At 66.1% G+C, this 26,697-nt stretch carries 16 protein-coding genes; 10 read left to right on the top strand and 6 right to left on the bottom strand.

Going from position 1 to position 26,697, the window contains the following annotated elements; all coding sequences use genetic code 11:
* The 10 genes from S58_RS20970 (at window position 1) to S58_RS21015 (ending at window position 19,904) form a co-directional block, all read left to right on the top strand.
* Window positions 1–4,386, top strand: a complete 4,386-nt coding sequence (locus S58_RS20970) for a baseplate J/gp47 family protein (protein ID WP_015667376.1) — start codon at window positions 1–3, stop codon at window positions 4,384–4,386.
* 33 nt (window positions 4,387–4,419) lie between these two features.
* Entirely contained in the window at window positions 4,420–5,850 is a 1,431-nt protein-coding gene (locus S58_RS20975) for a hypothetical protein (protein WP_015667377.1), read from the top strand.
* 65 nt (window positions 5,851–5,915) lie between these two features.
* Entirely contained in the window at window positions 5,916–6,089 is a 174-nt protein-coding gene (locus tag S58_RS20980; RefSeq protein WP_244440617.1) for a hypothetical protein, read from the top strand.
* Window positions 6,090–6,094: 5 nt separating this feature from the next.
* The gene (locus S58_RS20985; RefSeq protein ID WP_015667379.1) at window positions 6,095–8,161 is read left to right on the top strand and encodes a hypothetical protein; all 2,067 of its coding nucleotides are present in this window, start codon (window positions 6,095–6,097) and stop codon (window positions 8,159–8,161) included.
* Entirely contained in the window at window positions 8,158–10,221 is a 2,064-nt protein-coding gene (locus S58_RS20990; protein WP_015667380.1) for a hypothetical protein, read from the top strand. The genes S58_RS20985 and S58_RS20990 overlap by 4 nt, the downstream gene beginning before the upstream one ends.
* Before the next feature lie 18 nt (window positions 10,222–10,239).
* On the top strand, window positions 10,240–11,910 hold the full coding sequence (locus S58_RS20995) for a contractile injection system tape measure protein (RefSeq protein WP_015667381.1): 1,671 nt from the start codon (window positions 10,240–10,242) through the stop codon (window positions 11,908–11,910).
* Window positions 11,862–13,250 carry an ATP-binding protein gene (locus S58_RS21000; RefSeq protein ID WP_244440618.1) on the top strand — a complete coding sequence of 463 codons (1,389 nt, stop codon included), beginning with the start codon at window positions 11,862–11,864 and terminating at the stop codon, window positions 13,248–13,250. The genes S58_RS20995 and S58_RS21000 overlap by 49 nt, the downstream gene beginning before the upstream one ends.
* The gene (locus S58_RS38830) at window positions 13,247–15,325 is read left to right on the top strand and encodes an eCIS core domain-containing protein (RefSeq protein WP_015667383.1); all 2,079 of its coding nucleotides are present in this window, start codon (window positions 13,247–13,249) and stop codon (window positions 15,323–15,325) included. Before S58_RS21000 ends, S58_RS38830 begins: the two co-directional genes overlap by 4 nt.
* Window positions 15,326–15,383: 58 nt before the next feature.
* A complete protein-coding gene (locus S58_RS38835) occupies window positions 15,384–18,110 on the top strand; it encodes an eCIS core domain-containing protein (protein ID WP_015667384.1) in 2,727 nt (908 codons plus the stop codon).
* 84 nt (window positions 18,111–18,194) lie between these two features.
* Window positions 18,195–19,904 (top strand): hypothetical protein, encoded by a 1,710-nt coding sequence (locus S58_RS21015; protein WP_015667385.1) that lies wholly within the window; start codon window positions 18,195–18,197, stop codon window positions 19,902–19,904.
* A 216-nt stretch (window positions 19,905–20,120) separates the two neighbouring features.
* Here S58_RS21015 and S58_RS21020 read toward each other — a convergent pair whose 3' ends face one another.
* The 6 genes from S58_RS21020 to S58_RS21045 all read right to left on the bottom strand — a co-directional run bounded on the left by S58_RS21020 (window position 20,121) and on the right by S58_RS21045 (window position 26,599).
* Complete coding sequence (locus tag S58_RS21020) at window positions 20,121–22,349, bottom strand: O-linked N-acetylglucosamine transferase, SPINDLY family protein (protein ID WP_015667386.1); 2,229 nt, start codon at window positions 22,347–22,349, stop codon at window positions 20,121–20,123.
* Between the two features lie 397 nt (window positions 22,350–22,746).
* Window positions 22,747–22,956, bottom strand: a complete 210-nt coding sequence (locus tag S58_RS21025) for a hypothetical protein (RefSeq protein WP_015667387.1) — start codon at window positions 22,954–22,956, stop codon at window positions 22,747–22,749.
* A gap of 174 nt (window positions 22,957–23,130) precedes the next feature.
* Entirely contained in the window at window positions 23,131–24,576 is a 1,446-nt protein-coding gene (ccoG, locus tag S58_RS21030) for a cytochrome c oxidase accessory protein CcoG (RefSeq protein ID WP_015667388.1), read from the bottom strand.
* A gap of 45 nt (window positions 24,577–24,621) precedes the next feature.
* The gene (locus tag S58_RS21035; protein ID WP_277996591.1) at window positions 24,622–24,840 is read right to left on the bottom strand and encodes a YgaP family membrane protein; all 219 of its coding nucleotides are present in this window, start codon (window positions 24,838–24,840) and stop codon (window positions 24,622–24,624) included.
* 35 nt (window positions 24,841–24,875) lie between these two features.
* On the bottom strand, window positions 24,876–25,316 hold the full coding sequence (gene trxC, locus S58_RS21040; protein ID WP_015667390.1) for a thioredoxin TrxC: 441 nt from the start codon (window positions 25,314–25,316) through the stop codon (window positions 24,876–24,878).
* A complete protein-coding gene (locus S58_RS21045; RefSeq protein ID WP_015667391.1) occupies window positions 25,313–26,599 on the bottom strand; it encodes an NAD(P)/FAD-dependent oxidoreductase in 1,287 nt (428 codons plus the stop codon). The genes trxC and S58_RS21045 overlap by 4 nt, the downstream gene beginning before the upstream one ends.
* Window positions 26,600–26,697 lie beyond the last annotated feature (98 nt).

Genomic DNA, 26,697 nt, shown 5'->3' on the forward strand with positions numbered 1-26,697 from the left:
ATGGCGCCGCAGCCCCCCACCGAGATCCCCTCGCCTCGCCGTGACGGCACCAGCCAGTTCGCGCGGCTGCAGGCGACCATGATCATCTCCGATCGATATCCGGACGGGGTCGGTGTCGACGAGCGGACGACGCGCGATCTTTTGGGGTTCCTGCGCACCTACGTCGAACACCTGGTCTACTACGATGCCGACAACCAGCCGGCCGGTGATTGGTCGGGGCTGCTTGGCGATCTGACCGACGATCAGATCATCTCCTTCATCGACAATCCCGCGGCGGCATCCGACGACAGGCTGCGCCGGCCGCATCTCGTGCTGCTGCTGGCCTTGTTCAGGCTGCTTGGCACGGCGCGAGACGCGCTGAACGGCCTCGTGCCGCGCCATCTCGACTACTACTATCGCGACGTGCTGCGGCTCTCGCCGAAGCCACCGGTGCCCGACCAGGTATTCGTGCTGTTCGACCTCGCCAATGGCGCGCAGGCGGTGCAGATCCCCGCGGGCACCCGGCTGCCGGCGGGGCGCGATGCCGCCAAGCGCGAGCGCTTCTTTCGCACCGATGCCGACGTCGTGGTCAACCGCGCCAAGATCAGCAGGCTGACGACTGTCTTCACGGACAAGCTCCTGATCGGGCTCGCCGAGGCGCGCGACCCCAGGAAGGGCGCACTCGGCACCAAGGAGGACCGCTTCATCGCGATGCTGCGGCTGGCCCTCGGCGAGCCTTCGCCCGGCGGCCCGTTGCCGTCCTATGCTGGCAAGCCCGTCACCTACGCCCTGCTGCAGTCGCTCGCGGCACTGGTCGCCTTCGCGCCGACGACGCTTCACCTGCAACATTTCGAATTGCGCGAGCTGATCGACCGCAAGCGCACTCGCGACAATGCCGGCGCCGACTGGACCAAGATCAACGCCATCCTTCAAACGGCAGGACGCGACGCCCGCCACGATCCGAACTTTGTGCTCAATCCGGCCAATCCGCGCGACTTCAACGCCAACCTCGCCACCGCGCTGAACGGCGCCCCCAACTTTGCTGGTCTGCCGGAGATCACGACCGTCGACGATCTCTACGTGCAGCGCTACCGCCGGGACGTGCAGGATGCGATTGTGCAGAAGCTGCACATGCCTCTCGTGACCTTCGTCACGATGATGGATCTCAAGCGCGCCTCCGATGCCGATTGGCGCGTCATCAACGGCCTGCTCGAACATGCCGGCCAGGACAAGCGCAACAAAAAAGACTACAGCCTGCCGGTGACCGATCCCGCCGACTTCACGGGCAACATGAAGGAGGCCGTCGGACCGATCGACTACACGCCGACCGGCACGACCTCGATCGACACCTATGCCGCCGCCGTCTGCAACCTCGAAGCCTACTTCTTCATGTCGGCCGAGGTATTCGGCAGCATGATGGCGACCGCCGAGCAGCCTGAAGCCAGCGTGTCCGAACATGCATGGCAGCAGGTCTACGACAATCTCGAAGAGGCCCTGCGGAAGAAGGTGTTTGCGGCAAGGCGCGAGGTGCTGCGCAAGATGCGTGAGCAAGCCGGCGATCCCGCCGCCGGCCTTCAATTGATCCTCGCCGGTGCCGCCGGCGCATCGCCCAGCGCCACGACGGGCCAGCTTCTGGAGGAGTTGAAGGACTGGGCGCCGGCGGCGGACATACAGGCCCTCAAGGCGATCGCGGATGCGCCGAAGACGGCAAGCGCCGACCAATGGCTTCAGGCCTACGACATTCTCGAACGCGCCTCGCGCAAGCGCACCCAGCTGCCGGATCCGCAGCCACTCCGTCAGGACTGGCTCAATCTCTATGCCTATGCGGACGCGCCGGCCGTGCATCCGAGCCCGGAGCTCGAGTCACGCTGGAAAACATTTGGTGCAGCACCGCCGGCGCAATCACCGGATCAGGCGCCGCCTGAGACCCTTGGGCTTGCGATTGGCTCGCCGCTGTTCGCGCTCAGCGCCGGGACACGGCAGATCACCTTCAATTTCGGCTTCTACGACGATGGCGGCGAGCTGATCGTCGCCGCGCCCGAACAGCCGTTCTCGGTTCAAGTCAGCACGGCCGACGGCTGGGTCACGCTGTCAGCCGACAAGGTGGAGGTCGCGGGCGATGCCAATGTCGACTACAGCAAGCTCGACGACATCGCACCGATCCCCGGCACGACAAAGCTGATCGGCCTGCGCGTTCGGCTCACTCTGCCTTCGAGCATGCCGGCACTTGCGCCGCTGCCGGCGGATCAGGTGCTCGCAGGGTGCCCGTGGCCGATGGTGCGGCTGACGCTGCGCCAGATCTGGGACGGCACGCTCGGCCGCTGGGTGATCCGCTACGCGCGGCTGCGCTCGCTGCGGCTCGCGCGCATCCACATGCGCGCGGCCGTCGGATCCTACATCCAGCCGGCGCAGAACGGCGAGCCGCTCGGCCCGCTGCTGCTGGAAAACGACCTCGGCCCACTCGACGGCAAGCGGCCGTTCGAACCCTTTGGACCGCAGCCGGACGCCGGCGCCATGCTCTGGATCGGGCATGCCGATCTTCAGAACAAGCGGCTGCGGGCCGTCAAACTGCGGCTCGACTGGATGGGCGGTCCAGCCAATCTCAAAGACGTCTATAAGGCCTACCCGCTGCAGGATCCGTTCACGGCCAAGGTCAGCCTGGTTTCTGGTCCCGTGATCACGCCGCAAGGCGGCGCAAGCTCGCTGTTCGTCAGCGACCCAGCCGACCGAAGCGGCCGAACGCAGGACGCCAGCAAACCACAGCCCCTCGAGATCGCGTCCGTCAGCGACGCCTTACAGCCCTACGCCGTTCCCTCGCCGTCCACCACATCCGCGTCGGCGCGCAATCTGCCGCATGCGCTACGGCTCGAATTGTCCGTCGGCTTCGGCCATCGCGACTATGCCGGGCTTGCCGCGACCAAGGCGATTGCGCTTGCGGTCGATACGGCCGTCTTCGCCAAGTCCGGCGGCACGATCACCGCGGCCAACTATACGGTCGGCCAGCCCTACACACCCAAGCTGAAATCGCTCACGCTCGATCTGCTGGCCGGGCACGAGTTGCGGATGGAAGCCTATCAGCCGGGTCCGTCGTCGGACATGGTATTTCATCTGCACCCGTTCGGGATCGCGGAGGCTCGCGCGGCCGCGACCGGCTTCCCCCTGCTCGCCGATTACGGCAATGAGGGCGAGCTGTTGATCGGCCTCGACGGGTTGCGTCCGCCCGAAACGCTGTCGCTGCTGTTCCAGATGGCCGAGGGCAGCGCCAATGCCGATGTCGACCATCCGCCGATCCGCTGGAGCGTGCTCGACCAGAACGGCTGGGTGGACCTCCCGGGCGAGGCGGTCCTGCACGACGGCACCCGCGAGTTGATCAACTCCGGCATCATCACCTTCGCACTGCCGGAGGCTTCGCCGGACGCGCGATTGCCCGCGGGGCCCTATTGGCTGCGCGCCAGCGTATCCGTGGGCGCGAGCGCCGTCTGTGACGCCATCGCGATCCATCCGCAGGCGGCGCTCGCAACGCGTGAGCTGCAAAGCACCGCCTCGGCCGATCTGACGCCGCTGCCGGTGAAGACGATCAAGGCGTTGTTTGCACCGTTGCCCGGCATTGCCGCAGTTCGCCAGCCCTATGCCTCGTTCGGCGGCCGGCCGGCTGAGGACGCGCGCAGCTTCTATGCCTCGTCGAGCGAACGGCTGCGGCACAAGCAGCGTGCTGTCACGGCTTGGGATTATGAGCGCCTGGTGCTGCGTCGCTTTCCGGGCATCTACAAAGCCAAGTGCCTGCCGGCGACCTCGAACGAGGCCGCAATGGACCGACGCGACGCTCTCGGCTTGGTGCGGCTGATCGTCATTCCGGACATTCGCGGCAAGAGCCTGTTCGATCCGTTCGAGCCGAAGGCTTCGTCGGCGACGCTCGCCGACATTGCAGATTATCTGGCGCCGCTGCTGCCGGGGTCGGCGCGGCTCAGCGTCGAGAACGCCAGATATGTCCAGGTACGCATCCGGGTCGGCGTCCGCTTCGTCGACCAGAACAATCCGGCGCTGTGGAAACAGCGGCTCAACGACGATCTCAACCGCTTCCTGTCGCCCTGGGCATTCGATGACGGCGCCGACATCATGATCGGGCGCCGCATCTATGCCAGCAGCATCGTCAACTTCATCGACCGGCGGACCTATGTCGACTACGTCGCAGGCATCAAGCTGTTCTCGAGCGAGGACGGCGACGTCTTCACGCTGGCGCCGCCGGGCGGCCCGGATGGAGACAGCGTCGGCTCGGAGCGTCCGGACGCCGTGCTGGTCGCGGCGCGCCGCCATGAGATCGATCTGATCGCCGACGAGATCTTCCCGGCCGATCAGTTCAAGGGACTGAACTACATGAAAGTCGAGCTCGATTTCATCGTCGGATAGCAATTCACATGTGATGGCTGGTGCGAGGTTTCCATGAACATCGATGACAACAAGAAATCGCGGGCGACGCTCAAATCCTATTTCGTCAAGAACGCGATTCCGACCGAGCAGCAGTTCGCCCAGCTCATCGACAGCGTTCTCAACCAGCGCGATGATGGCGTCATCAAGCCTGCCGGCGGCGAACCGCTCTCGATCGAGGCGGTCGGCGATTTCGAGAAGGCCGTGAACTTCTACATGCAGATTTCCGACGCCAGCCCCGCCTGGACGCTGTCGCTGCGCCCGAGATCGAACCCAGCCGATCCGCAGACCGGCCGGCCGGGCCTGTCGATCAACGACCCGGCCGGCGTCAGCCGCCTTGCGGTCGACGCCGCTACGGGCCGTGTCGGCATCGGCGTCGTTGCGCCGACCGAAGCGCTCGACGTGAATGGACGCGTCAAGGCCGCGATGCTCACCATTGGCCCGTGGCCGGCCAACCCTGCGCAGTACGGCTTCGTCGGCGCCACAGCGCTGGATCATACGCAGGGACAGAACTATGCCCTGCTGCAGAGCGCATCGGGCAACGATGCAGGTACCACGTATCTCAACTCACCCCTTTCGATCCGGCTTCGGATCAAGAACGTCGATCGCCTGACGGTGACAACGAACGGCAATGTCGGGATTGGAACCGCGTCGCCCGCGAACCTGCTCGAAGTCGCGGGGGTCGCGAAATTCGGGTCGCTCGGCATCGGTCCCTGGCCCGCCGGCGGCAACTACATGCACTTCGGTGTAACGACCCTGAACCAGGCCGCGGCCGGCAACTACGCGCTGCTGCAGAGCGCGGCCGGCGGCGATACCGGCACCACGTTTCTGAACTCGCCGACCTCGGTGCGGCTGCGCATCGGCAATGGTGACCGGCTCGTGGTCGATCCCGGCGAGACGACCGTGCTGGGTCCGTTCAAGACGCAAGGCGCCCATCTCGTCAAGCTCGGATATCCGTCGCCAAGCGGCCGCTATGGCAATGACGGCATTCGCGGCGAGCCCAATCTGTGGCTCGACTCCTCCGGTACCGTCTTCCTCAAGCAGGGCTTTACATCGATCGGCATGGATGTCGCGGAACGCTTCCCGGCAGGCGAGGCGCTGGTGCCCGGCGACGTCGCCGTGTTCGACGAGCATGATCGGACGATCCACCGCTGCGACCGTGCCGTCGACCGCCGCGCGGTCGGTATCGTGTCCGGCGAGGCCGCCTTCATCCTCGGCATCGAGACCGAGGAGGTGCCGATCGCGCTGTGCGGCCGCGTTCCATGCAAGGTCGACGCCGACGTCGCGCCGATCGCCGCCGGCGACCTGCTGACGACGAGCGCGACGCTAGGGCACGCGCAAAAGGTCGATGATCCCACCGCCTGTGCCGGTGCGATCATCGGCAAGGCCCTCACGTCGCTGGCCAGCGGCAAGGGCGAGATTCTCGTCTTGGTCCATGGGAGGTGAACATGTTCGTCGTCGGTACGACAAACGAAACAGCCAGCGGTCAGCCGGAAGCGGAGCGATCGACAATGGAAGATCGCCTCAAGGAACGCCTGATGCAATTGCGCGAGGAATTTGCGAGCGGCCAAGCCCAGCTGCTGCAGACCGAGGCGCGCGCGCGTGACTTGCGCGAGACGCTGCTGCGCATCAGCGGCGCCATCCAGGTGCTGTCCGAAGAGCTCGGCGAGACCAAGGAGGACTGACGGTCGTGGACGCGCTATCGATTTCCACCGGTCCTCCGGAGCATCCGCTGCTCGATTTCACGGCCCTGCTGCGGCAGGGCCTGTCGGAGCTCGAACGCCTCGCCGGGGAGCAGTGGACCGACTTCAACGCCCACGATCCCGGCATCACGCTGCTCGAGGCGATGTGCTACGCGCTCAGCGATCTCGGCTATCGAACCTTCCATCCGATCCCCGACCTGCTTGCGGAAGCCGGAGGAGGCGGTGCAACCTGCCTGTTCACGCCCGCGCAGGCTCTGACCTGCAGGGCCATCACCCAGGATGATCTCAGGCGCATCGTCCTCGACGTGCCCGGCGTCAAGAATGCCTGGATCGTGCGAGCGGACGGCGCGTCACCGCCGCTGCGCTATGATCCCGCGGCCAAGACGATCTCGATCGACCGCGATGCGACGCCGGCGACGAACACCGAGCCGGTGATCCCCGGCGGGCTCTGGCGCGTGCTGGTGGAGAAATCCGATCTCCAGGACATCGACGCATCCGTGCTCAAGCGCACGGTCGCGGAGCGACTGTATGCCAATCGGCCGCTCTGCGAGGATTTCGACGACATCGTCATGCTCGATCCGATGCCGATTGCCGTGCGTGCGTCCGTCGAAATCGGCGAAACCGAGAATGGGGCCGATGTGCTGCTCGGCATCTTCGAGCGCGTCAGTGCGTTGATCTCGCCATCCGTCGGATTTCTCACGCTCGATCAGGCGCTGGCGCGCGGCTTCAGCACCGAGGAGATCTTCGAAGGCCCGCCGTTGGCCCGCGGTTTCGTCGATCCGGCGACCTTGCCGCAGGCCGAGCGTCGCGTCGCCCTGCATACGTCGGACGTCATCCACGAGATCATGAATGTGCCCGGCGTCCGCGCCATCCGCTCGATCCGCCTCGCACGCGCTGGCGACGCCGTCGAAGAGCCTTGGTCACTGACACTGGACGAGACGGGAGCCGCCCGGCTCGACGCCACGGCCAGCAACATCGAGTTCGTCAAGGACCGGCAGCCGGTCGTGGTCGATACGGCGGCCGTGATCCGCAGCTATGCATCACGCGCCCGCGCGGCGCGGCTGTATCCGGAGCTCGCCCCGATCGACCGCGACCTGATCCCGCGCCCCGGGCAGGCCCGGGACGTCGCGAACTATCTGCCGATCGAATCGGATCTGCCGCGGCTGTATGGCGTCGGCGCCGGTGCCCTGCCCGACTCTGCCGACGACACATGCAAGGCGCAGGCCAATCAGCTGCGCGGCTATCTGGCGGTGCTGGACCAGTTGCTGGCCAACGAATTCGCTCAGCTCGCTCACGTCGCCTCGCTGTTCTCGATCGACGACGGCTCGCCGCGCACCTATGCAGGGCAGCTTGTCGATACCGACGCCGACCAGGACCCGATCCTCGATGTCGATTTCGGGCCGGACCAACTGGCCGAGCTGGTCGAGCCCGAAGGCTCGCCACAGGCGTTGCAGCGGCGAAACCGGTTGCTGAACCATCTGCTCGGGCGCTTCGCCGAAACCGTGACCGACGACCCGCAACTATCGGAGGCGTCGTCCCCCCTCAATGCGACTGCCGCGACGGCGCGCCTGTTGCAGGCCAAGCGCGAATTCCTCCGGCGCATGCCGGAACTCGGATCGGCGCGCGGCACCGGCGGCGATTACCTCGCGCTCGGCTCGTCGCCTGCGCTGATCGACCGGATCCGCCTCAAGCTCGGCTGGCCCGCCGAAAGCGACACCCGCTTTCTGCTCGTCGAGCATATCCTGCTGCGCGCCCTGCCCGAAGACGAGATCAACGCCCTGCCGCTGCTGGCTGCAGCCCCGCGCGCCGATCCCTGGACGGCGCAGCTCACCTTCATATTCCCGTCGCGCTTCAAGCAGCAGCTCGAGAGTATCATTCAGCGCATCATGCGCGAGGAGACGCCTGCGCATCTGACCGCCTATCTGCTCTGGCTGGACCCCGATCCCCTCGCGGCCTTCGCCGCAACCTATGACGATCTGCTGCTCGCGCTGCAGCAGCATCGTCTCGCGGACCGGCTCGGCGTGAAGGCCGGCACGCCGGAGCCATCGCCATGAGCGGCGCGATCACGAGCACGCCGACCGTGCTGCGCCTCCGCGAGGCCCGCAATCGCATGCTCGACGTGCTCCGGCTCGGCGAGACCTATCCGGTGCGCGACCTGCCGGTGCCGAACGAGCGGCTGACGGTTGCCTTCAACGACACCGCGGCGATCAAGGTCGAGAGCAGCGAGAAAGGCGCCGACTACGGCTTGCGCACCAAGGCCGGCGATGCCGTCGGCGCCATCGTCAAGGGCGCGGGAGACACGGTGACGCTGACGACGCCGCCGATCCGTGACGACGTCACCTTCACGATCCACGCGCGCGCGCCGAGCGGGCGCGAGGCGGACCTCTTGGCCACGGCCGGCGTCAAGGTCGGTCTCGACCTGTCGCTCCTGGCGATCGTGTTGCCGGAGGATGGTCCCTCACCGCGAATGCTGGACTACAACGCGGCCGTAACGGTGCGTCTGCCATCCAGCCAGGACGGCGTCGACTACAGGCTCGTGCGCTTTCCCGCCGGCGATCCGGCGCATCCCGACGACATGACGGCAGCCGCGCAGGACGACATCATTTCCGTCGGCAATCAAACCGTTCGCGGCACCGGCGGACCGATTGACCTTTCGAGCAAGCCGCTGCAGGCCGACACCGAGATCAGGATCCGCGCGACCAAAGTGTTCGATGCGGCGTTGGCGCGGCCGCCGCAGACCAACATCCTCGCGATCCGCCTGCGCGTCTACGTCAAGGCCAATCCCGATCTCGTGCTCACCCCCGAGCCCGGCGCAATCGTCGACTTCCAGTCGGCGCCGAAGATCAAGCTCGCCGCGGCCCAGAGCGGCGTCGACTATCGTGCCGTCCTGCTGCGCCTTCCTGATGCAGCGTTTGCGCAAGGGGCTGCGGCCGGTCCCGGACTGCTCGCAGTGCCGGTGCCGGGACAGCCGGACGCGATCATCCGCTTGCCGTCGCTGACGGCGGATCCGAGCGCCGTGCCGCAAGGCTTCACGGTCGGCGCCGATTGGCAGCCCGGCGCCAATGCCGATCTGCGGCTGGCGCTGCCGCAGGCGACCGCCGACAACGTCATCGCCATTGCCGCGCGAAAGACTCATTCGACCGGGACGACGTCCTTCTCATCCTGGATCTGGCTGCGCCAGATGATTGCCGTGCTGCTGCGCCCCAATCCCAAGCCGGGCCTCAGTGCCACCGTCACGCTCGTGGGCGCCGCAACCGACGGGGCGCTGACGATCGCGGGAGGCCAGCCCGGCGTCTACTACACGCCGCGGACGAACCCGGCCGTGCCGAACATCCTGCCGGCCTATGTCCATCAGCGCAGCGCAGATGATGCCGCAGCGAACAAGGGCATCGGCCAGATCGAGCTGGAGGTCGACTTCGCGGTGACACGCAACGGCCAGCCACCGCTGCCGCCGAGCTTGGACACCGGCGCCGTGGCCGTCGGGACCTCCTGGACCATCGGCGCAATGATGGCGCAGAGCCGCGTCGGCATCGATTTGCCAAATCCGGTCGTCATCACGGCCGTCCCGGCAGCACAGTTGACCGCCGGCCTGGTCGACCGCGGCGGGGTCGCGCACGTCACCGTGCCGGCCAGCGCGGCCGGCGACAGCTACGCGCTGGCCCAGGAGGGCGTGCCCGATGACGTGCCGATCGGCGCGGCGCGGGACGGCAATGGTCAGACGCTCGATTTCGCCTCGGCGGCGATCGCGAACGACACGACATTGGTGCTGTCGGCGACAAACAAGGCGCCGATTCCGGTGCGGCGACGGATCCGGTTTCCCGTCGCCGTCCGCCCGGATCCGTCGTGCCCCGTCCGCGCCGCCGATGCCGCCGTCGCCTCGGGCAACCGCACCAGGATCCTCGTCGACAAGTCCCAGCTGGAGATGAACTATCAACTCGTCGTCGCCGGCGCCCCGGTTGGCGCGGCCCAGCCGGGCAATGGCGACACCATCGCCTTCGTCACCGATCCGATCACCGCGACCGCTACGTTTTCGGTCACCGCGACCCGATTGAACCCACCGGCCGCATCGGCAACGCTCGCTGCGACCGCCACCGTCGCGCTCAAACAGCCTTAGGACCTTCATCGAGCAGCCATGGCACAGCGTCACGCCATCCATCGTCAGATCGTCGAGGTGACCGTCGCCAATGCGGCGATGGCGGAGCGCATCGGCAACGTCGTCTCCGACGTCATCCGCGATGCGGTGACGCCGCTGCTGGAGCGCATGTTCGATGCTCTGACGCCGCATGCCGAAATCCTGCGCCTGGATCGGCTGGAGCTCGATCTCGGACGGCTCGACCTCGCCTCTCTCCAGCGTGAGCTGCCGGCGCGCATCTCGGCGAAACTTCCCGATGCGTTGCGGCAATCGGCGGCGCGGGACCAGCGCTCCGGCGGCTCCTCGGCGTCGGCGCAAGGCGGCCGGACGAAACCCGATGCGGACGCAGCAGCGATGCTCGTGATTACCCATTTCGTGGCGACCGGCACCTTGCCATGGTGGTGCGATGGCCGCGGGCGCGACCTCGTGGACCGCGCGGCGAGCGAGGCATTGCAGCGATCGCCCGCCAGTCTCGCCCACGCACTTCGCGGCTTCGTCACCGATCCGAGCGCCATGAACCGGCTGGTCGGGCACATCAGCGACGCGACGCTCGAACGGATTGTCGTCGCGCTCACGCCCGACGGCGCCGACGATCTGCGCGAGCTCGCATTGCTGCTGGAGAACATATCGATCGGTGATCTCACGCCCAACCAGACGCGCCGCGCCCGCTGGCAAGGTATCCTGCAGGCGGCCTGTGCCGGATCACAGCCCGACATCGTCGAGGCCGCACTGACGGCCATGGCCGTCGCAGCCGACGTACCGCTTACATCCGTGCTGGCGGCCCGCAAGGACATGACCGCAACACCATCGTCGCCGACGGCGATCGCAGCCCGTGTCGACGAGCTGCAGCGACTCCATTCCGCGCCGTCGCGCGCCGCGCGCAGCTGGTCGCAAAACCCCGTGCTCACCGCCCTCCACGCGGAGCTCTTGCCGCTGGCAGCCCGATTGCCTGAGCAGGATCAGCAGGCATGGACCGACGCCTTCGCGCGACTCGCGCAGACGCCGGCGGGCTCATCCTACGAGTCTGCACTGTCAGCTTTGCTTCAGCCCTTGCGTCAGGCCGGCCTGATCACCTCGGTCGCTGCCGAGCGCCTGCAAGCGCGGCTTTCGCGTCGGGCCGCGCCAGCAGCAGCTCGCCGGGATCCGCGTGAGCGCGGCGAGCTCGACGAGTCCCACGTCGCCATGACGGCCGGCATCTGCCTGCTCTGGCCGTTCCTGGCCCGCTTCTTCGCGCGTCTCCACCTGCTCGACGGCAACGAGACGGGCTTTGCGAGCCTGGTCGCGCAACAGCGCGCCGTGCTGCTGCTGCATCATCTCGCGACCGGCGAGCGCGACGCGCCGGAATTTGCGCTGCTGCTGCCGAAAGTGCTGTGCGGCCTGCCGCCGTTCGATCCCTGCGAGATCACCGAGCCGGTCACCGACACGGAGGCGACCGAGGCTGCGCAGCTCCTGGATGCTGCAATCGCCCATGCGAGCTGCCTCGGCACCATCTCGCATGCCGGACTGCGCGAGACCTTCCTGCTGCGGCAGGGCATGCTCGGCACGCGCGACGGCGCATGGCTGTTGCGGCTCGAGCGGCGCAGCGCCGACGTGCTGCTGGAACGGATTCCCTGGACCCTGCAGTGGCTGCGATTGCCATGGATGCAGGCGGCGATGCGGGTGGAATGGTGAGCGCGCTGGAGCAGAACGCAACGGATCTCGAGGGCGAGCTGACCTGGCTCGCGCAACTGATCGACGCCCGGTTCAAGCTCTACTTCAATCTGGAGGGCGCCGAGCCGACAGCGGCGCCCGAGCCGCCCGACCTGTCGCAATCGCCCTCCCCCTATGCGACCTTGCTGCGTGAACTCGAATGCGACTTCGCCGACCGGGTCGCGCTGGTGCTGGCGCTGACGCCGCATCTGCGACCACAAATCCTCGACGTGTTCTTCACGCGCAACCAGACCTTCGACCGCCGTTTCAGCGAATTCGGCGGCGTGCGCAAGGACTCCGACGGCGAGTTCTGGCCGACGGGCGAGACGTTGGCCTTCATCATCGGCGGCATCGATCTCGCCGCGCGGTTCAGGCTGCAGGCGCTGTTCGAGCCCGATCACCCGTTCGCCCGGCGCGGCCTGTTGCGCGCGGCGACGTCCGGCGGCGACGAGCCGCCGATGAAGGCGCGGCTGGCTTTGTCGGAGGATGCGCTGGCGCTGTTCACCCGCGGCGAGCAGCGCCGGCCGAGTTTTGGCGCGCACTTCCCCGCACAACTCGTCGAGACCGGGCTCGACTGGAGCGATCTCGTGCTGCATCCCGCGACGCGCCAGGGTCTCGGCCAGATCGAATCCTGGATCGCGCACGGCCACACGCTGATGCACGACTGGCGCATGGCCGCCAAGCTGCGTCCGGGCTATCGCAGCCTGTTCTACGGTCCGCCCGGCACCGGCAAGACGATGACGGCCTGCCTGCTCGGTAAATCGACCGGACGCCACGTCTATCGCGTCGACCTCTCGATGGTGGTGTCGAAATTCATCGGCGAGACCGAGAAGAATCTTGCCGCCGTCTTCAACCAGGCGGAGGGGCGCAACTGGATCCTGCTGTTCGACGAGGCCGACGCGCTGTTCGGCAAGCGCAGCGAGACGCGCGACGCGCACGACCGCTACGCCAACCAGGAAATCGCATTCCTGCTGCAGCGGATCGAGAGCTTTGACGGCATCGCCATCCTTGCCTCCAACCTGCGCGACAACATTGACGACGCCTTCGCGAGACGGTTCGAATCCGTGATCTACTTCCCGCTGCCGCGTCCCGAAGAGCGCGAGCAGCTGTGGCGCCAGGGCTTTTCGGCCAAGGCGCAGTTCGCCGGCGATCTCGACCTGTCGAAGATCGCGCGCGACTACACGCTGTCTGGCGGCTCCATCATGAACGTAATCCGGCTCGCCTCGTTGCAGTCGCTGAAAGAGAACGAGCGTCCGATCGGGCGCGACGACCTCGTCGCGGCGATCCGGACCGAGATGATCAAGGAAGGGAGGGCGGCATGAAGCAGACGACAACGCGCGCCTCCCCCCACGCATCGCAGAAGCAGAGCATGCGGCCTGGCCGCGGCGTTGCGCTGAGCCCGCCACTCGCCGTTCCGCCGGCGGCGCTGCTGCAGGCGCGGCTCGAGATCGGCCCGGTCGATGATCCTCTCGAGCACGAAGCCGAGACGATGTCGCGGCGGGCCGTCGACGGTCCGCCGCCGGCAAGCGACACGGTCCCGGCATCACTCGGCGCGATCTCCTCGCCGGCGCTCGGCCTCCAGCGCCAGGCCGGACCCGGCGGCGCGGGGGCGATGAGCGCGGCGGTCGCACCGCCGATCGTGCACGACGTGCTGGGGTCGCCCGGGGCACCGCTCGATGCCGCGACCAGAGCTGAAATGGAGCCGCGCTTCGGCCACAGCTTCGAAGCGGTTCGCATTCACACCGATTCACGCGCGGCGGCATCGGCCCGGGCCGTGGGCGCCCAGGCCTATACCGTTGGCCGCAACGTCGTGTTCGGCAGCGGCCACTATGCACCGCGTTCATCGTCGGGCCGCCGGCTGCTCGCGCACGAGCTGACGCATGTCACGCAGCAGAGCCGCCAGGGACCGGTGCTGCAACGCCAGCCGGATCCGCCGCTGGAGGCCCGGCTGCAGGTCATCGAAGAAGGAGGTCCCGCTGCCCAGGCGCGGCTCGACCAGATCCTGCGCACCGGCGGACCGGTGCCCACGACGACGAAGGTGATCGGAGCTGCGATCATCGATGTCGAAGGCTACACCGGTCCCAAGGAGATGCGCGCGATCAGCGGCGCCGATTCCGACGCGCTCGGACAGGGCGCCGCAGTGTACCACGCCACCAGCCCGACCAGCCGCACCTTGTCCGGCACGCGCAGCATCGCCGGCTCCGGTCCCAGGCGCGACTTCCCGTTCCAGCACGTCAACGATGCGGAGATGAAGATCTTCGAGGACATCATCGCCCGGCTGCCGAAAGGCGCCAGGGGTACCATCCGTTTCTCGACGATCCGTGTCCGCCAGCTCAATGGCCAGACCGTCTTTGAACCTTACCCCGCCTGCTCCGGCTGCATCCGCGCCAGCTTCGAAACCTCCGGAACATTGTCGAAGGTCGATCTCGTGAGCCACGCGCCGGTGCATCCGACCGGCAACGCCGATCTTGCCGAGACCCCCGGCAGCGGCGGCAGCGGTGGCGGCGGCACGCGCGCGCGGTTCAAGAGCATCGGCATCGGTGTCGGCACCACCGCGCTATCGATCGGCATCGGACTGCTCAGCTCCTACCTCAAGGCGCGCGTCGATCGGAAGATCGCCGCAGCCCAGATCGATCGCAATCAGGCCAAAGCGCAGAAAGTGATCGACGAGCAGGCCGATACCATCCTGAAGATGATGCTGACCAGTCCGGAGCAGACGCTCTATGCGCGCGTCATGATGAGCAGCGCGGTGATCTCGACGATCGAAGCCACCCCCGGTGCCATCGAGCCGACCGTCAGTGATTCCTCACCCATCATCGACCTGACCGGTGTCGGCTTCACGTTCCAGAAGCTGGACCCCGAGCTGAGCGACACATTTCAGCAGTTCGGCGGCGGCGGACGTCACTTCACGATGGTTCGCCTGCTCGTCAGCGAAATTCCCCTGGAGACGCCAGCGATCGAGGATCTCATCGCCACGGCGAAGGCACGCAAGCTGCCGCTCGACGAGCTTCGCTACTACGTCCTGGGCCGGATGGCCGGGCTGGACCAGAGTGACCCGAAAAGCTTCGTGGCCTCGGTCAACCGCTGGCAGCACATCCTGGAGCTCATCGATCAGAAAGCCGCCCCGGTTCAGACCACGTCGCCGCCGCCCGCTCCTGCGCGCCCACCCGCGCAAGCCCATTCTAATCCGCCCAACTACAAGCCGCCCGCGTCCAACGCGAACACGTTCCCGACGGTCCAGCAGCAGACGGGGCCCCCCTGCCCGAACTGCCACACCCCGAACAAGAGCAAGGATACGTGGAAAGACCTGAGCTTCGGCAACAGCCCGTCGCCTTTCGGCAAGCTTCCGAATGACGAGGCCACGCGCAAGCTGATGCAGGAGTGGCTTTCGAAATGACGGATCATGTTCGATTTGATCGAGGACCACGCGTACCACGGCAGGACGAGGTACGCCGATGAAGGCTGCCGCATCGCATAGCGCCGCCAGCCCGCGCGCTGCCAAGGCCGAGCGGCCGGGCACGGGCGTTGCGCTGCAGCCGCCATTACCGCTGCTGCAGCCCCTGCAGCCGCGGCTCGAGATCGGCGCGGTGGACGATCCTGCCGAGCGCGAAGCCGAGGCGGTCGCGCGCGCAGTCGTCGGCAGCCCGGCAGGCGCCGTCACGCCGCGGCTGGGCGCCGGCGCGTCGACGCGGCCGACCGCGCTGCAGCGGCAATGTGAATGCGGCGGTACCTGCGCCTCTTGCAGGGAAGACAAGCTGAGGCGGCAGCCAAGCCAGGGCAGCGATCCATCCACGCAGGCCCGCCTCGCACCGCCGATCGTGCACGACGTCCTGCGCTCGCCCGGCCAGCCGCTCGAACGTCCTGCGCGCGCCACCATGGAAAGACGCTTCGGCTCCAGCTTCGCGGGCGTCCGCATCCACAGCGATAGCCGCGCTGCTGCTTCGGCCCGTGCCGTCGGCGCCCAGGCCTATACGGTCGGCAACAACGTGGTGTTCGGTCATGGACGCTACGCGCCGGCGTCCCGTGCGGGCCAGCACCTGCTCGCGCATGAACTGGCGCATGTCGTGCAGCAGCGCGGCGAGAGCGCGGTGCTGCGGCGTGCGCCGGACTACAGCAAGATGACGATCGAGGAACTGCGCAAGCTGGTCAGCAGTCATGACAAGGCAGCCGTCGAAGCGCTGCAGGATCGCTATGCCGCAATGGGCGATGGCCAGCTCGCGCAATACGCCAAGGGCACTGATGAGCTCGCGATCCACGAATATGCCCGGCGCGTGATCACGCCTGCGGACGCCGCCGGCCAAGGCCGCTTCTCCCAGAACGGCATGCAGGACCTGCTGGCCAAAGACATCAAGGCCAATCGCACCGGCAGCGGCATCACCCGTGTCGAGCCCAATGCAGTGGCGCCGAACATCGAGGTCGAGGGCGGCACCGTCGGTGCTGCCCGCACCGACATTCCCGGCCTGGACAACCGCAGCTTCGTCGGCCAGTCGAAGCTGGCGGGCGGGCCGGGCTACAATGCGCAATCCAACTTCCCGCCGCACACCAGTCCGGAGACCTTGCCGCACACGCACGGCCATGCCGAGCAGCACATCGCCGACCAGCTCGAGGAGGCGCTCGCGAAGATTCCGCGCGACCAGCTCAAGGGCCGCCGCGTCTGGATGCTGATCGAACAGGAAGTATGCGCAACCTGCGGCCAGGGCGCAACCAACGCCGAGACGGCGGCCGGCGTTCTGAAGAAGCTCAGCCTGAAATATCCGGAGCTCACCTTCGAGGTTAAAAACCTGCAGAGCAGCAGCCTGACGATCCTGAAAGGATCGGAGACGGCCATCGCCGCCGCCGAAGGCGCGCAGAGTGTGCCCGGCGCACCGGCCGGCCAGCAGGCTACGTCGGTGCAGGTCGAGACCAAGGTCGAGGTGATCAGCTCCACGCGCAATGCGAATGGCACGACAGTGTCGGAGGTCAGATACAGCTTCGGCAAGAACCTCGAACAGGTCAACAGCACGGCTCCGGCCGGCGCCAAGGTGCCACAACAGATCACGATCAGGATCACGCAGAACGCCGACGGCAGCATCGCTGCTGTCGAGTCGCTGACGGGCGAGCCGCAGGCGCTGGTCGAAGCCCTGGCACAGAAGACGCTCGCCGGCGCCGGTGGCGAGGCCGCCGGCCTCGAAGGTGCCGCCGAGGGCGCGGCCGCAGCCGCCAACGCCGGGCGCCGCATGGCGCTGCTGTTCAAGGGCCTCAAGATCGGCGGCCTTGCCGCCTTTACCATCATCACCGGCTATCAGCTCTACACCGCAACGCCGAAGCAGCGCCCGCGCGTGCTGGCCGGCGCGGCCGGCGGTCTGGCCGGCGGCGCGCTGGGAAGCTACGTGGTCTGCAATCTCATGCTCGACATCGAGACCGCCGGATGGGGCATCCTGATCTGCGGCCTCATCGTCGGCGGCGCAGCCGGCTATGCGAGCAGCAAGGGCAGCGAGGCCGCCTATGATGCCGCCACCGAGACCGATCTCGACCGCGCCTACAAGCGGCTTGAAGGCAAGCGGCCGAACGAGATCGGCATCTACAATATCCTCATCAATCGGATGGGCTCCGACGGCTGCGTCGACGCAGACTTCGTCAACGCGTTCATGCGAGCTTTCCCTGAAGGCGTCTCGGACGCCGAGACAGTCCTGATCGCGGCACAGCTTGCCGATGCATCGATCCAGGGCGTGCCACCGGTCGCGCGCCTGCCGGCGCGAACACCGTCCGCCGGCAAGGATGACGTCTGTCCCTCCTGCCATGGACGGATGCCGAAGGATCTGCCCGGACCGAAGATGACGCTTGGCGAGGTGGAGGCGCTGAATAGGATTCCAACCTGTTCCAGCGTCACCGGACAGGCGCTGACGGTGCTGCGATCGGCAGTCAAGAACCTGCCGCAGCGGCCGCACAGCCTGCCGGCTCCCGCTCAGCCTCAGCCCGTTCAGCCGCGCGATCCAAACGCGCACGCCAGCCCGCCGGGCTACAGGCCGCCTGATCCCAACCGCAATGCATTCCCGAGCGTGCAGGAGCAGCTCGGCACGGTTTGCCCGAACTGCCATGCGCCGAACCGCGGCAAGGAAATGTGGAAGGATTTCGGTTTCGGCCACGACCCGAAGAATGACGAAGCCACCCGGAAATTCCTGCAGGACTGGCTGTCGAAATGACGCGCCTTGCCAGCCGATCAGCACCACCGAGCTCGTGCGACGACGGATCGATACTGAAAGAACGATTGCCCCGGGAGAAGACACATGACGCTCTCATCAGGTGAGTTGGCCCAGATCGTGTGGGCGGAAACCAAGCCTCTGGGCACTGCGCCCGCCGACGGCGGTGGCAGCGTCAACGGCGTCAGACGGCTGGTCGCGCAGCTCGCGGCGTCAGTCGACGGCGCCGGTTTCGAAAAGCGCGATCAGCTGCCGTCGGTGCAAGACCGCGAACTCGGCGACACCGTGCGCGCGATCCTGTCGATTGCCGAGGACGCGCGCAGCGCCACCACTCCGCAAAGCCGCATCATCATCTGGGAGGCCGACGGCGAGACGCTGCGGCTCAACAAGACGACGAGTCCTCCGCCGGCGGCACCGTGGCCCGACCTGCCGGCCGATAAGATCACGCATCAGCTGCATCAGCGGCTCGCAAATGGACAGACGGTCGACGTGTTCTCGCGCGATGCCGCCACTGACGCCGGCTCCGGCAGCAATCCGGTGTTCGTCAACGCCATGACCGGCACCGGCGTGCCGGGCGGCGGCGCGCCGATGGCCGAGCCCCGCGCGGCCTCGAAGGCGATGCCGAAAACCGGCGTGGCGCTGTTCGTCGTTGCGCTCGTGCTGTTCGTGCTGGCGGCGCTCGGCGCTTATGGCATGGGCGTCGGCGCCCGGCTGTCGCTCGGCCAGTTCGTGCAGAACACGCGCATCGCGCCGGCCGGCACCGGCGACAGCCCCGATTGCGCGGTGACGACCACCGAGAAGCCCACCATGCTCGACAGCGCCAAATGGCGTCCCAATTCAGACAAAGCAAAGGACTGCCGCACGCAGTTTGCCGCAGCCCAGTCCATCGTCGCGTCCGCGCAGTATCCCGACGCCGATGCCAAGCCCGCCGCGAAGGCGGGCCGCAAGGCTACCTGGCCGGAATGGTTCGCCAGCCAGGCGCTCGGCTGGTCGAGCGCGGTCAATGGCACGATGTCGCTGGTCATCCCGTTCTGTCTCGCTCTGCTCTCGCTCACCATGCTTTTCATCGCCTGCGGCTTCGGCATCACCGGCCGCGCTCTCGGACCGATCATCGACGAGCGCAACCGCATGAGCCTCACGCTCGCCCAGCTCGCGATGTGGTCGATCATCCTGCTGTCCGGCCTCCTGATCGGCGGCCTGTTCAACTACGGATTCGGCGGGCTCCTCATTACCGAGTTGCAGCAGCAGGCCGCAGCGGCAGCGGCGGCCAACGAGACGCCCAATCCGGCGAAGAGCGCACTCGATGCCTACAATCTCTTCCCGAGTATTCCCTTTTATCTCGGCCTCGTCGGCGGGTTCGCCGTCGCCACGCCGTTCCTGTCGCGCCTGATCTCGAACTCGACCATCGTCGGCACACCCGATCAGACCGCGCCGGATCCAGCCTCGCCCACGGCGGCCCCGAAATATCTCGCCGACAAGGCCGGTCCCGACAAGGCGGCGCTGTCCGACATGGTGCTGCAGGAGGTCAAGGGCCGCAGCGACATGGTGGACATCAACAGGATCCAGCACGTGGCCATCACCGGCATCCTCGGCATCAGCTATCTCCTGGTGCTGTTCGACGTCATCTCGAACATCGACGCGGTGCGGATCGTCTTCGCCGCGGCCCAGAATGCATCGGTGCTGACCTCCATGCCGCAGATCGACGGCACTTTCACATCGCTGCTGTTCGTCAGTCACGCCGCCCTGCTCGGCAGCAAGGTCTACGACAAGATGGTGCCGGCGAAACGGGACGGCTGAGCCGCCCCTGCGCAGCGCACAAGTTCAATGAGAGCCGACGGGCAATAATTCGATCGTCACGACACGCGAGGTGAAAAGGCGTTGGCCGCAAGATCCCGCGGCATGTTCACGCGCGCACACGAACGGCAGCTTGCGGACATGACGTTGCGTAGTCCTGGCGCCCCCGACGCCGGCGTTAAGCTGTCGGGCAACGATGATGCCGAAGGCCGGTAGCTCCTAGCTCGCCGTCGCTTGTGCGCAGTAATCGTGCCAGAACGTCCGATATGCCTTTTCCACATGCTGCGTGTAGAGTGCACCGTTCCCGGCGGCTGAATTCAGAACCATGGCCGGCAGCGCAGCGCGGAGCGCGGCAAGCTCAGCAGGCCGGGAACAGAATTTGAGGGCGATGGCGAGATAGCCTTCGTCGTTTTCGGCGACCCACTCGTCGAGACCGACCGCCTTGACGATCGCTCCACCTGCGCGGGCGGCGGGGCCGCTGCCGAGCTTGGTGACCACGGGCACGCCCATCTGCAACGCCTCCCAGGTCGAGATGCCGCCATTTTGCGGGAACGGATCGAGCGCGATGTCGATATCGGCGAACATCGAAAGATGCTCCGCTCGCCCCGTCTTTCCGACACAACGGACCCTGTCGGCGGCAATACCCTGCGCGACGAAGCGAGCGATCAATCCGTCGCGCAGCAGCGCATCGCTCATCGAATGATTCTTGACCACGATGATCGAGCCCGGCGTTGCAGCCATCAGCTTCGACCAGAGTCGGAGACACGGCTCGGAAATCTTGTCGATACGGTTGAACACGCCGAAAGTGACGTGATCGTTGCGAAGCATCGGCAGCGGCGATGCTGGAATGACAGGCGGCGGTTCGATCGTGATGAGCGACGGCAGGTCGTAGATCTTCTCGGCAAACAGATCCCGGACCGCAGCCGGGATCACCACCGGATCGGCCAGCAGGTAATCCATGACGGGCAGGCCCGTCCCGGTGACGCTGCCGACGGCCGAGACCTGGATCGGGGCGGGCTTGCGCGCAAACAGGGTGAGACGGTGGCCGGCGGAATGCCCGGAGAGGTCGACGAGGATGTCGATCTTGTCCGCCCTGATCTGATCGGCGAGTTGGTCGTCGCCCAACCGTGAGGCGTCGACCCAGCGATCGACCAGCGAACGGCACAGGTCTGTCTTGGCGTCCCTCACCGGCGAACAGGAATAGGCAATGATTTCGAATTTCGCGTGATCGTGATGGCGCAGGATTGGTATGAAGGCAAAAGCCGCCGAATGGTCGCGGAAATCGGACGATACGTAGCCGACGACAAGTCGCCGGTCGGGGTCGAGATCTCGCTCGCCAAGCGCCAAGCGTGGCAATCGCGAGCCGATCGCCTCCCACCAATATCTCCTTTCTGACTGCAGACGTTCCACATCGACGTCGGGCAGGAAATCCAGCGCAAAGATCTTCTTGGTGATCGCGTCCTCATGGTCCGGCTTGATCGCAAGCGCGCGGTCGTAATGCGCGATCGCCGTCGCGATGTCGCCTTGCATCGCAGAGCAGACGCCGAGCAAGGTCCAGGCACTCTCCGAATTCGGGTTCTGTGCCAGCATCTTGTTGATGAACGAGTTCGCCAGGGCGATGTTGCCGCTGACGAGTGCCACCGTGGCCTTGCCGCGCAGTGCATCTTCCAGCAGCGGTTCGAGGGCGAGTGCCGCGTCAAACTCGGCTTCCGCCTCGGCGAACCTGGCCTGCTCCTGATAGACCCGTCCGCGCTGGGCGATCATGGCGGCTGCATTCGGATTGATGGCCAACGCGGCATTCAGCGCTGCCAGCGCAGCATCGAAATTCCGCAGGTTCATGCTGACAATGGCCTTGCCAAAAAGGGCCGTCAGCAACCGCGGCTGCAGCGAGAGCGCGCGATCGAAGCTCTGGCCGGCTTCTTCGTTCCGGCTCGTGAGCAGCAGCGCCATGCCGCGATTGGCATAGGCGTCGCCATAGTCGGGCTTGAGCGCGATGGCGCGGTCATGCGCTGATATCGCCTCTTCGAAACGGAAGAGGCTCGTCAGTGTATTGCCGAGATTGGTGAGCGCGGTCGGGAAGTTGGGCTGCAGGGCGATGGCGCGTTCGTAACGGGCGCGGGCCTCCTCATGACGGCCGAGCCGGAGGAGCGACAAGCCAAGATTGGATTGGGCTTCGGCCGAGCGCGGGTCAACCTCGGCTGCGCGCGTCAAGACGAGCGCCGCCTGGTCGTAATGGCCGCAGTCCCTTTCGGACACGCCGAGCAGATGCAGGGCGCCAAAATGATCAGGTAAGTCCTGAAGGATCTGCCGGCACAGCGCTTGAGCCTCCGGATGCCGGCCCTCGCGGTAGGCCTTGACCGCGGTCGGCAACAGGATTTCCGCCTGCTTCCTGGCCCGCTTCTGCAGCCTTGCGTTCTGAAAGGCCCGCGAGCCGACGCTGCTTTGCAATTGCAATCCTCCGCAGAAGCGCCCGATCGCTTGCCATGGCGGCAGCTATTTTCGGCGATTCGCGGTCGGTTGGGAATGCGTTCCCGGCAATGGGGCGTCTGTTCCGGCACCGCCAACTACAAACCGCTGCCGGATCATCGACTACGCCTGAGTGACTACGGTCTACTTTTCTCTGTGCAGGCGGGCCGTGGGCAAGGCCAGTATTCCCTGCCCCCTCGACTTCAAGGAGGCGACAACAATCGGCAGACCTCCGGACGCGGCAGGCGTTGCGAGAACGTCTGCCGCATCGCGGGTGTGTGCCGGGCCGGGAACCCGACGTCTGTCTGCCCATAGGCGCCTATGCCACGGCGTCCGGCAACTGGACGAAGACAATCAAGCCCTCGTCGATTGCCGACCTTCAAGCCGTGCGGCCCCGGCCGTTACGGCTGATCTTCGCCGCGACGAGGTAGGACAGCGGCATGGCGACGATGACACCGGCCAGAGCCGCCAGCGGCAGGTCCTTCATCGGGCTCGCGACCAGCCCCTGCACCGTCAGCAACGCCGTGACCGCGCTGCCCGCGAGCACGGTGCCCAGCATGACCCAGATCAGAATTGCGACCTTGAACATCTCTCTTTCTCCGTCGTTAGGACATCTCGATCCCTTGACGCGACGATGCTCTGTCCGCTGCCTTGATCCATCATTGATTTGGAACAACCGGACTCGACAAAACGGGGAGGAGCGGCTCCTCCTCCCCGTTTCCAATCATCCGTCATGAACGACCGGCTTGGTGCTGCAGCCGCTCTATCGCGTCGGCGGCACGAAGTGATCATGCTTACTGACCGAGGTACCGGTCGCCGGATCCGTGATCCTGATCTCGATGTCGACCGGTGCCGGCGGAATATTGTCGTCCTTGGCCTCGATCGACATGCGGATCTCGCGGGTCTGGTCCTGGCCGACATCGATCATCATGCGGCCGTCCTGCTCGCGCGTCTCGCCGGCCACCGTCACCTTGGCGTTCGGCAGGCCGACGACGTCGAGCACGAAATCGCGCGCACCACGCTTGTTGAGCAGGCGCACCGTGTAGTCGTTGCGCACGCCGCCATCCGACAGCTGCACGAATAGCGGATTGCGTTCATGGAGAACGTTGATGCCCATCGTGCCTCGCGTCGCCAGCGAATAAAGCATGATGCCGCCGACGATCGCAATGAAGCTCGCATAGATGATCGTGCGCGGGCGGATGATCCGGTAGATCTCCGGCTTGCCTTCCCGCCGGCGCTGGACATTGATGTCGGTGTCATAGCCGATCAGGCCGGTGGGGCGGCCGATCTGCGTCATCACGCTATCGCAGGCGTCGATGCACAGGCTGCACTGAATGCAGCCGAGCTGGATGCCATGGCGGATATCGACGCCGGTCGGGCAGACATTGATGCACTGATGGCAGTCGACGCAATCGCCGGCCGGCTCGCCCTGCAGCCGCGCCGCATCGGCTTTCTTGACCGACATGCGCGGCTCGCCGCGGTCGCCCTTATAGGTGACGTTGAGCGCCCATTCGTCGGTCAGCGCCGCCTGGATGCGCGGCCACGGGCACATGTAGATGCAGACCTGCTCGCGGGCATGACCGGCGAACACGTAAGTGGTTGCCGTGAGAATCCCGATCCAAAGATAGGCCGTGAACGGCGCCTGGAAGGTGGCGAGATCCTTCACCAAGGTGGGGGCGTCGTCGAAATAAAGCACCCACGCGCCGCCGGTCCACCAGCCGATCATGATCCAGAGGAAATGCTTGAGCGCGACCTGGCGAATGTGGGTGAAGGTCCAGCCACGCTTGTCGCTGAGGATGCGCTCGCGCCGGTCGCCCTCGACCCAGCGCTCGACCGCATAGAACAGGTCGGTCCACACCGTCTGCGGGCAGAGATAGCCGCACCACAGCCGGCCGGCCACCGCATTCATCAGGAACAGGGCCACCGCCGCAATGATGAGCAGGCCCGTGAAGTAGTAGACCTCCTGGGGCCACAGCTCGATGAAGAAGAAATAGAACCGGCGATGCGGGAAATCGACCAGCACCGCCTGGTTCGGCATGCCGGGACCACGGTCCCAACGCACGAAGGGCAGCAGATAGTAGATGCCAAGCGTGATGCAGAGGATCGTCCATTTGATGCGGCGGAAGCGGCCGTGCACGGCCGCCGGATAGACCTTGTCGCGCGCCTTGTAGAGCGGACCGACGATATAGGTTTCGTCCTGGTCAGCCATGATACCCTCGCTTCATCGTCATCTCGCCCCGTTCTTCCCATCTGCTCAGGAGAACGCGTTGCCGCTTCTGAGCCCCAGCTTCTTAAAGACGATCGCTGCCGGGCAGAAGCCGGTGAACGAGGCCTGGATCATGTTCACGCCCGCAAAGGCCGCGAGCAGGAAACAATACGGACTGACATACCAACCCAGGGCCAGACTGAGCAGGACGACGATCCCCGCGAAGGTGAGAACTGCTTTGTCGACGTTCATGGCATTTTCCTTCATGGTTGCATTTGAGCGTAATCAAGAAGGCCGCGGCATCACGGCCGCAGGCCGGACAGCGTCCAGGCGACGATTCGTTGCGAGTCCATCGCACCCGAGATGCGCGCCAGCTCCCGGCCCTGCTGCAGCAGCAGCATGGTCGGAATTCCGGAGATGCCGAACCGGGACGAAACCTCCGGCGCCTCGTCGGAGTTTAGCTTCAGCAGTTGCACGCGCGGCTCCAGTTCCTCGGCGGCGCGGGCGAACATCGGCGCCATCGCCCGGCAGGGGCCGCACCAGGGCGCCCAGACGTCGACGAGCAGCGGCAGGTCGCTATGCGCGACATGGCGCTCGAATGCGGCCTGGTCGACCTCGACCGGATGGCCGGAGAACAGCGGCGCGCGGCATTTGCCGCATTTTCCCTGGGTCGGCGCGCGGCCCGTGGGCAGACGGTTGATCTGCCCGCAATGACCGCACACCAGCTGAAAGGTCGGGCTCATGTGCCGGTCCTGACTTCCTTGATCTTTGCGATGTTGAGCCGGTCGAGCAGGAACTTCTCGTAGAACGGCTCGGACGTGCCGCGCTTCATCTTGCGCAGGAAGTACTTCTCGAAGGCGACCTTGGCATAGTGCACCCACTCCCCCTTCGACGACCAGTTGACGTTGCGCGGCGGGATCTGCGGCTGGGCCAGGAAGGCGACGCCGGAATCGCCGAAATCGGCGAGGCAGATCGCATTCCAGGTCGGTTGCGCCTTAGGCTCCTGGCCGCGCAGCAATGCCCCGATGTTCATGGCAGTCGCCGTGACCATGGATTCGATCATGAAGCCGGTCTTGGGCACGCCGACCGGCACCGGCGTCGGCCCGATTGGCGGGATTGCGACGCAGACGCCGATGGCGAAGACGTTGGGAAAGGCCGGATTGCGCTGATGCTTGTCCACGATGACGAAGCCCCGCGGATTGGTCAGCTTGTCGATACCCCTGATGGCACCGACGCCGCGGAAGGCCGGCAGCATCATCGAATAGGCAAACGGCAGCTCATGCGTCTTGCGCACCGTGCCGTCGTCGGCGACCTCCTCGACCGACATGCGCCCGTCCTCGACCTTGGTGACGCGCGCGCTGGTGATCCACTTGATGTGCTTCTCGCGCATCTCGCTCTCGAGCAGCCCCTTGGTGTCGCCGACACCGTCGAGGCCGAGATGGCCGATATAGGGCTCCGAGGTCACGAAGGTCATCGGCACCTGGTCGCGCATTTTCCGCCGCCGTAGCTCGGTCTCCAGGATGAACAGGAATTCGTAGGCGGGGCCGAAGCAGGACGCGCCCTGCACCGCACCGACGATCACCGGACCGGGCTTCTCGGCCAGCCTGTCGAAGGCCGCCTTCGCGTGCATCGCGTGGTCGACATGGCACACCGACTGCGTATGCCCGTCCGGCCCAAGGCCTGGAATTTCGTCGAACGCCAGCTCCGGGCCGGTGGCGACGACGAGATAGTCGTAGGCGACCATGGCGCCGTCCGACAGCTCGACCTGGTTCTCAGCCGGATGCACGCGCTTGGCGCCCTGCGTCAGCAGCCGGATGCCCTTGCGCTGCATCACGTCGACAAGATCGATCTCGATCTCGTCACGCTTGCGCCAGCCAACCGCGACCCACGGGTTGGACGGCACGAAGTGATAGGAGGACCCTTGCGAGATGACGGTCACGCGATCCTCCTTTCTCAACTGCGGCAACATTTCATAAGCCATCAGCGAGCCGCTCAGCCCTGCTCCGATCACGACAACGTCCGCCATAGGGTCCTCCATCCGATCTTGATTTGTTTTTGCTTCACGCCGACGACAACGCCGCCGCCGGTCTTGACTATATATTCGTATCTCCGTATATACGCAAC

Origin of the sequence: Bradyrhizobium oligotrophicum S58, from assembly GCF_000344805.1 — a bacterium.
Classification (GTDB): domain Bacteria; phylum Pseudomonadota; class Alphaproteobacteria; order Rhizobiales; family Xanthobacteraceae; genus Bradyrhizobium; species Bradyrhizobium oligotrophicum.

Bases quoted from the DNA above. Each gene is read 5' to 3' on its own strand.
- S58_RS20970 (WP_015667376.1), top strand. From the start codon at position 1: ATGGCGCCGCAGCCCCCCACCGAGATCCCCTCGCCTCGCCGTGACGGC.
- S58_RS20975 (WP_015667377.1), top strand. From the start codon at position 4,420: ATGAACATCGATGACAACAAGAAATCGCGGGCGACGCTCAAATCCTAT.
- S58_RS20980 (WP_244440617.1), top strand. From the start codon at position 5,916: ATGGAAGATCGCCTCAAGGAACGCCTGATGCAATTGCGCGAGGAATTT.
- S58_RS20990 (WP_015667380.1), top strand. From the start codon at position 8,158: ATGAGCGGCGCGATCACGAGCACGCCGACCGTGCTGCGCCTCCGCGAG.
- S58_RS20995 (WP_015667381.1), top strand. From the start codon at position 10,240: ATGGCACAGCGTCACGCCATCCATCGTCAGATCGTCGAGGTGACCGTC.
- S58_RS38830 (WP_015667383.1), top strand. From the start codon at position 13,247: ATGAAGCAGACGACAACGCGCGCCTCCCCCCACGCATCGCAGAAGCAG.
- S58_RS38835 (WP_015667384.1), top strand. From the start codon at position 15,384: ATGAAGGCTGCCGCATCGCATAGCGCCGCCAGCCCGCGCGCTGCCAAG.
- S58_RS21015 (WP_015667385.1), top strand. From the start codon at position 18,195: ATGACGCTCTCATCAGGTGAGTTGGCCCAGATCGTGTGGGCGGAAACC.
- S58_RS21025 (WP_015667387.1), bottom strand. From the start codon at position 22,956: ATGTTCAAGGTCGCAATTCTGATCTGGGTCATGCTGGGCACCGTGCTC.
- ccoG (WP_015667388.1), bottom strand. From the start codon at position 24,576: ATGGCTGACCAGGACGAAACCTATATCGTCGGTCCGCTCTACAAGGCG.
- S58_RS21035 (WP_277996591.1), bottom strand. From the start codon at position 24,840: ATGAAGGAAAATGCCATGAACGTCGACAAAGCAGTTCTCACCTTCGCG.
- trxC (WP_015667390.1), bottom strand. From the start codon at position 25,316: ATGAGCCCGACCTTTCAGCTGGTGTGCGGTCATTGCGGGCAGATCAAC.
- S58_RS21045 (WP_015667391.1), bottom strand. From the start codon at position 26,599: ATGGCGGACGTTGTCGTGATCGGAGCAGGGCTGAGCGGCTCGCTGATG.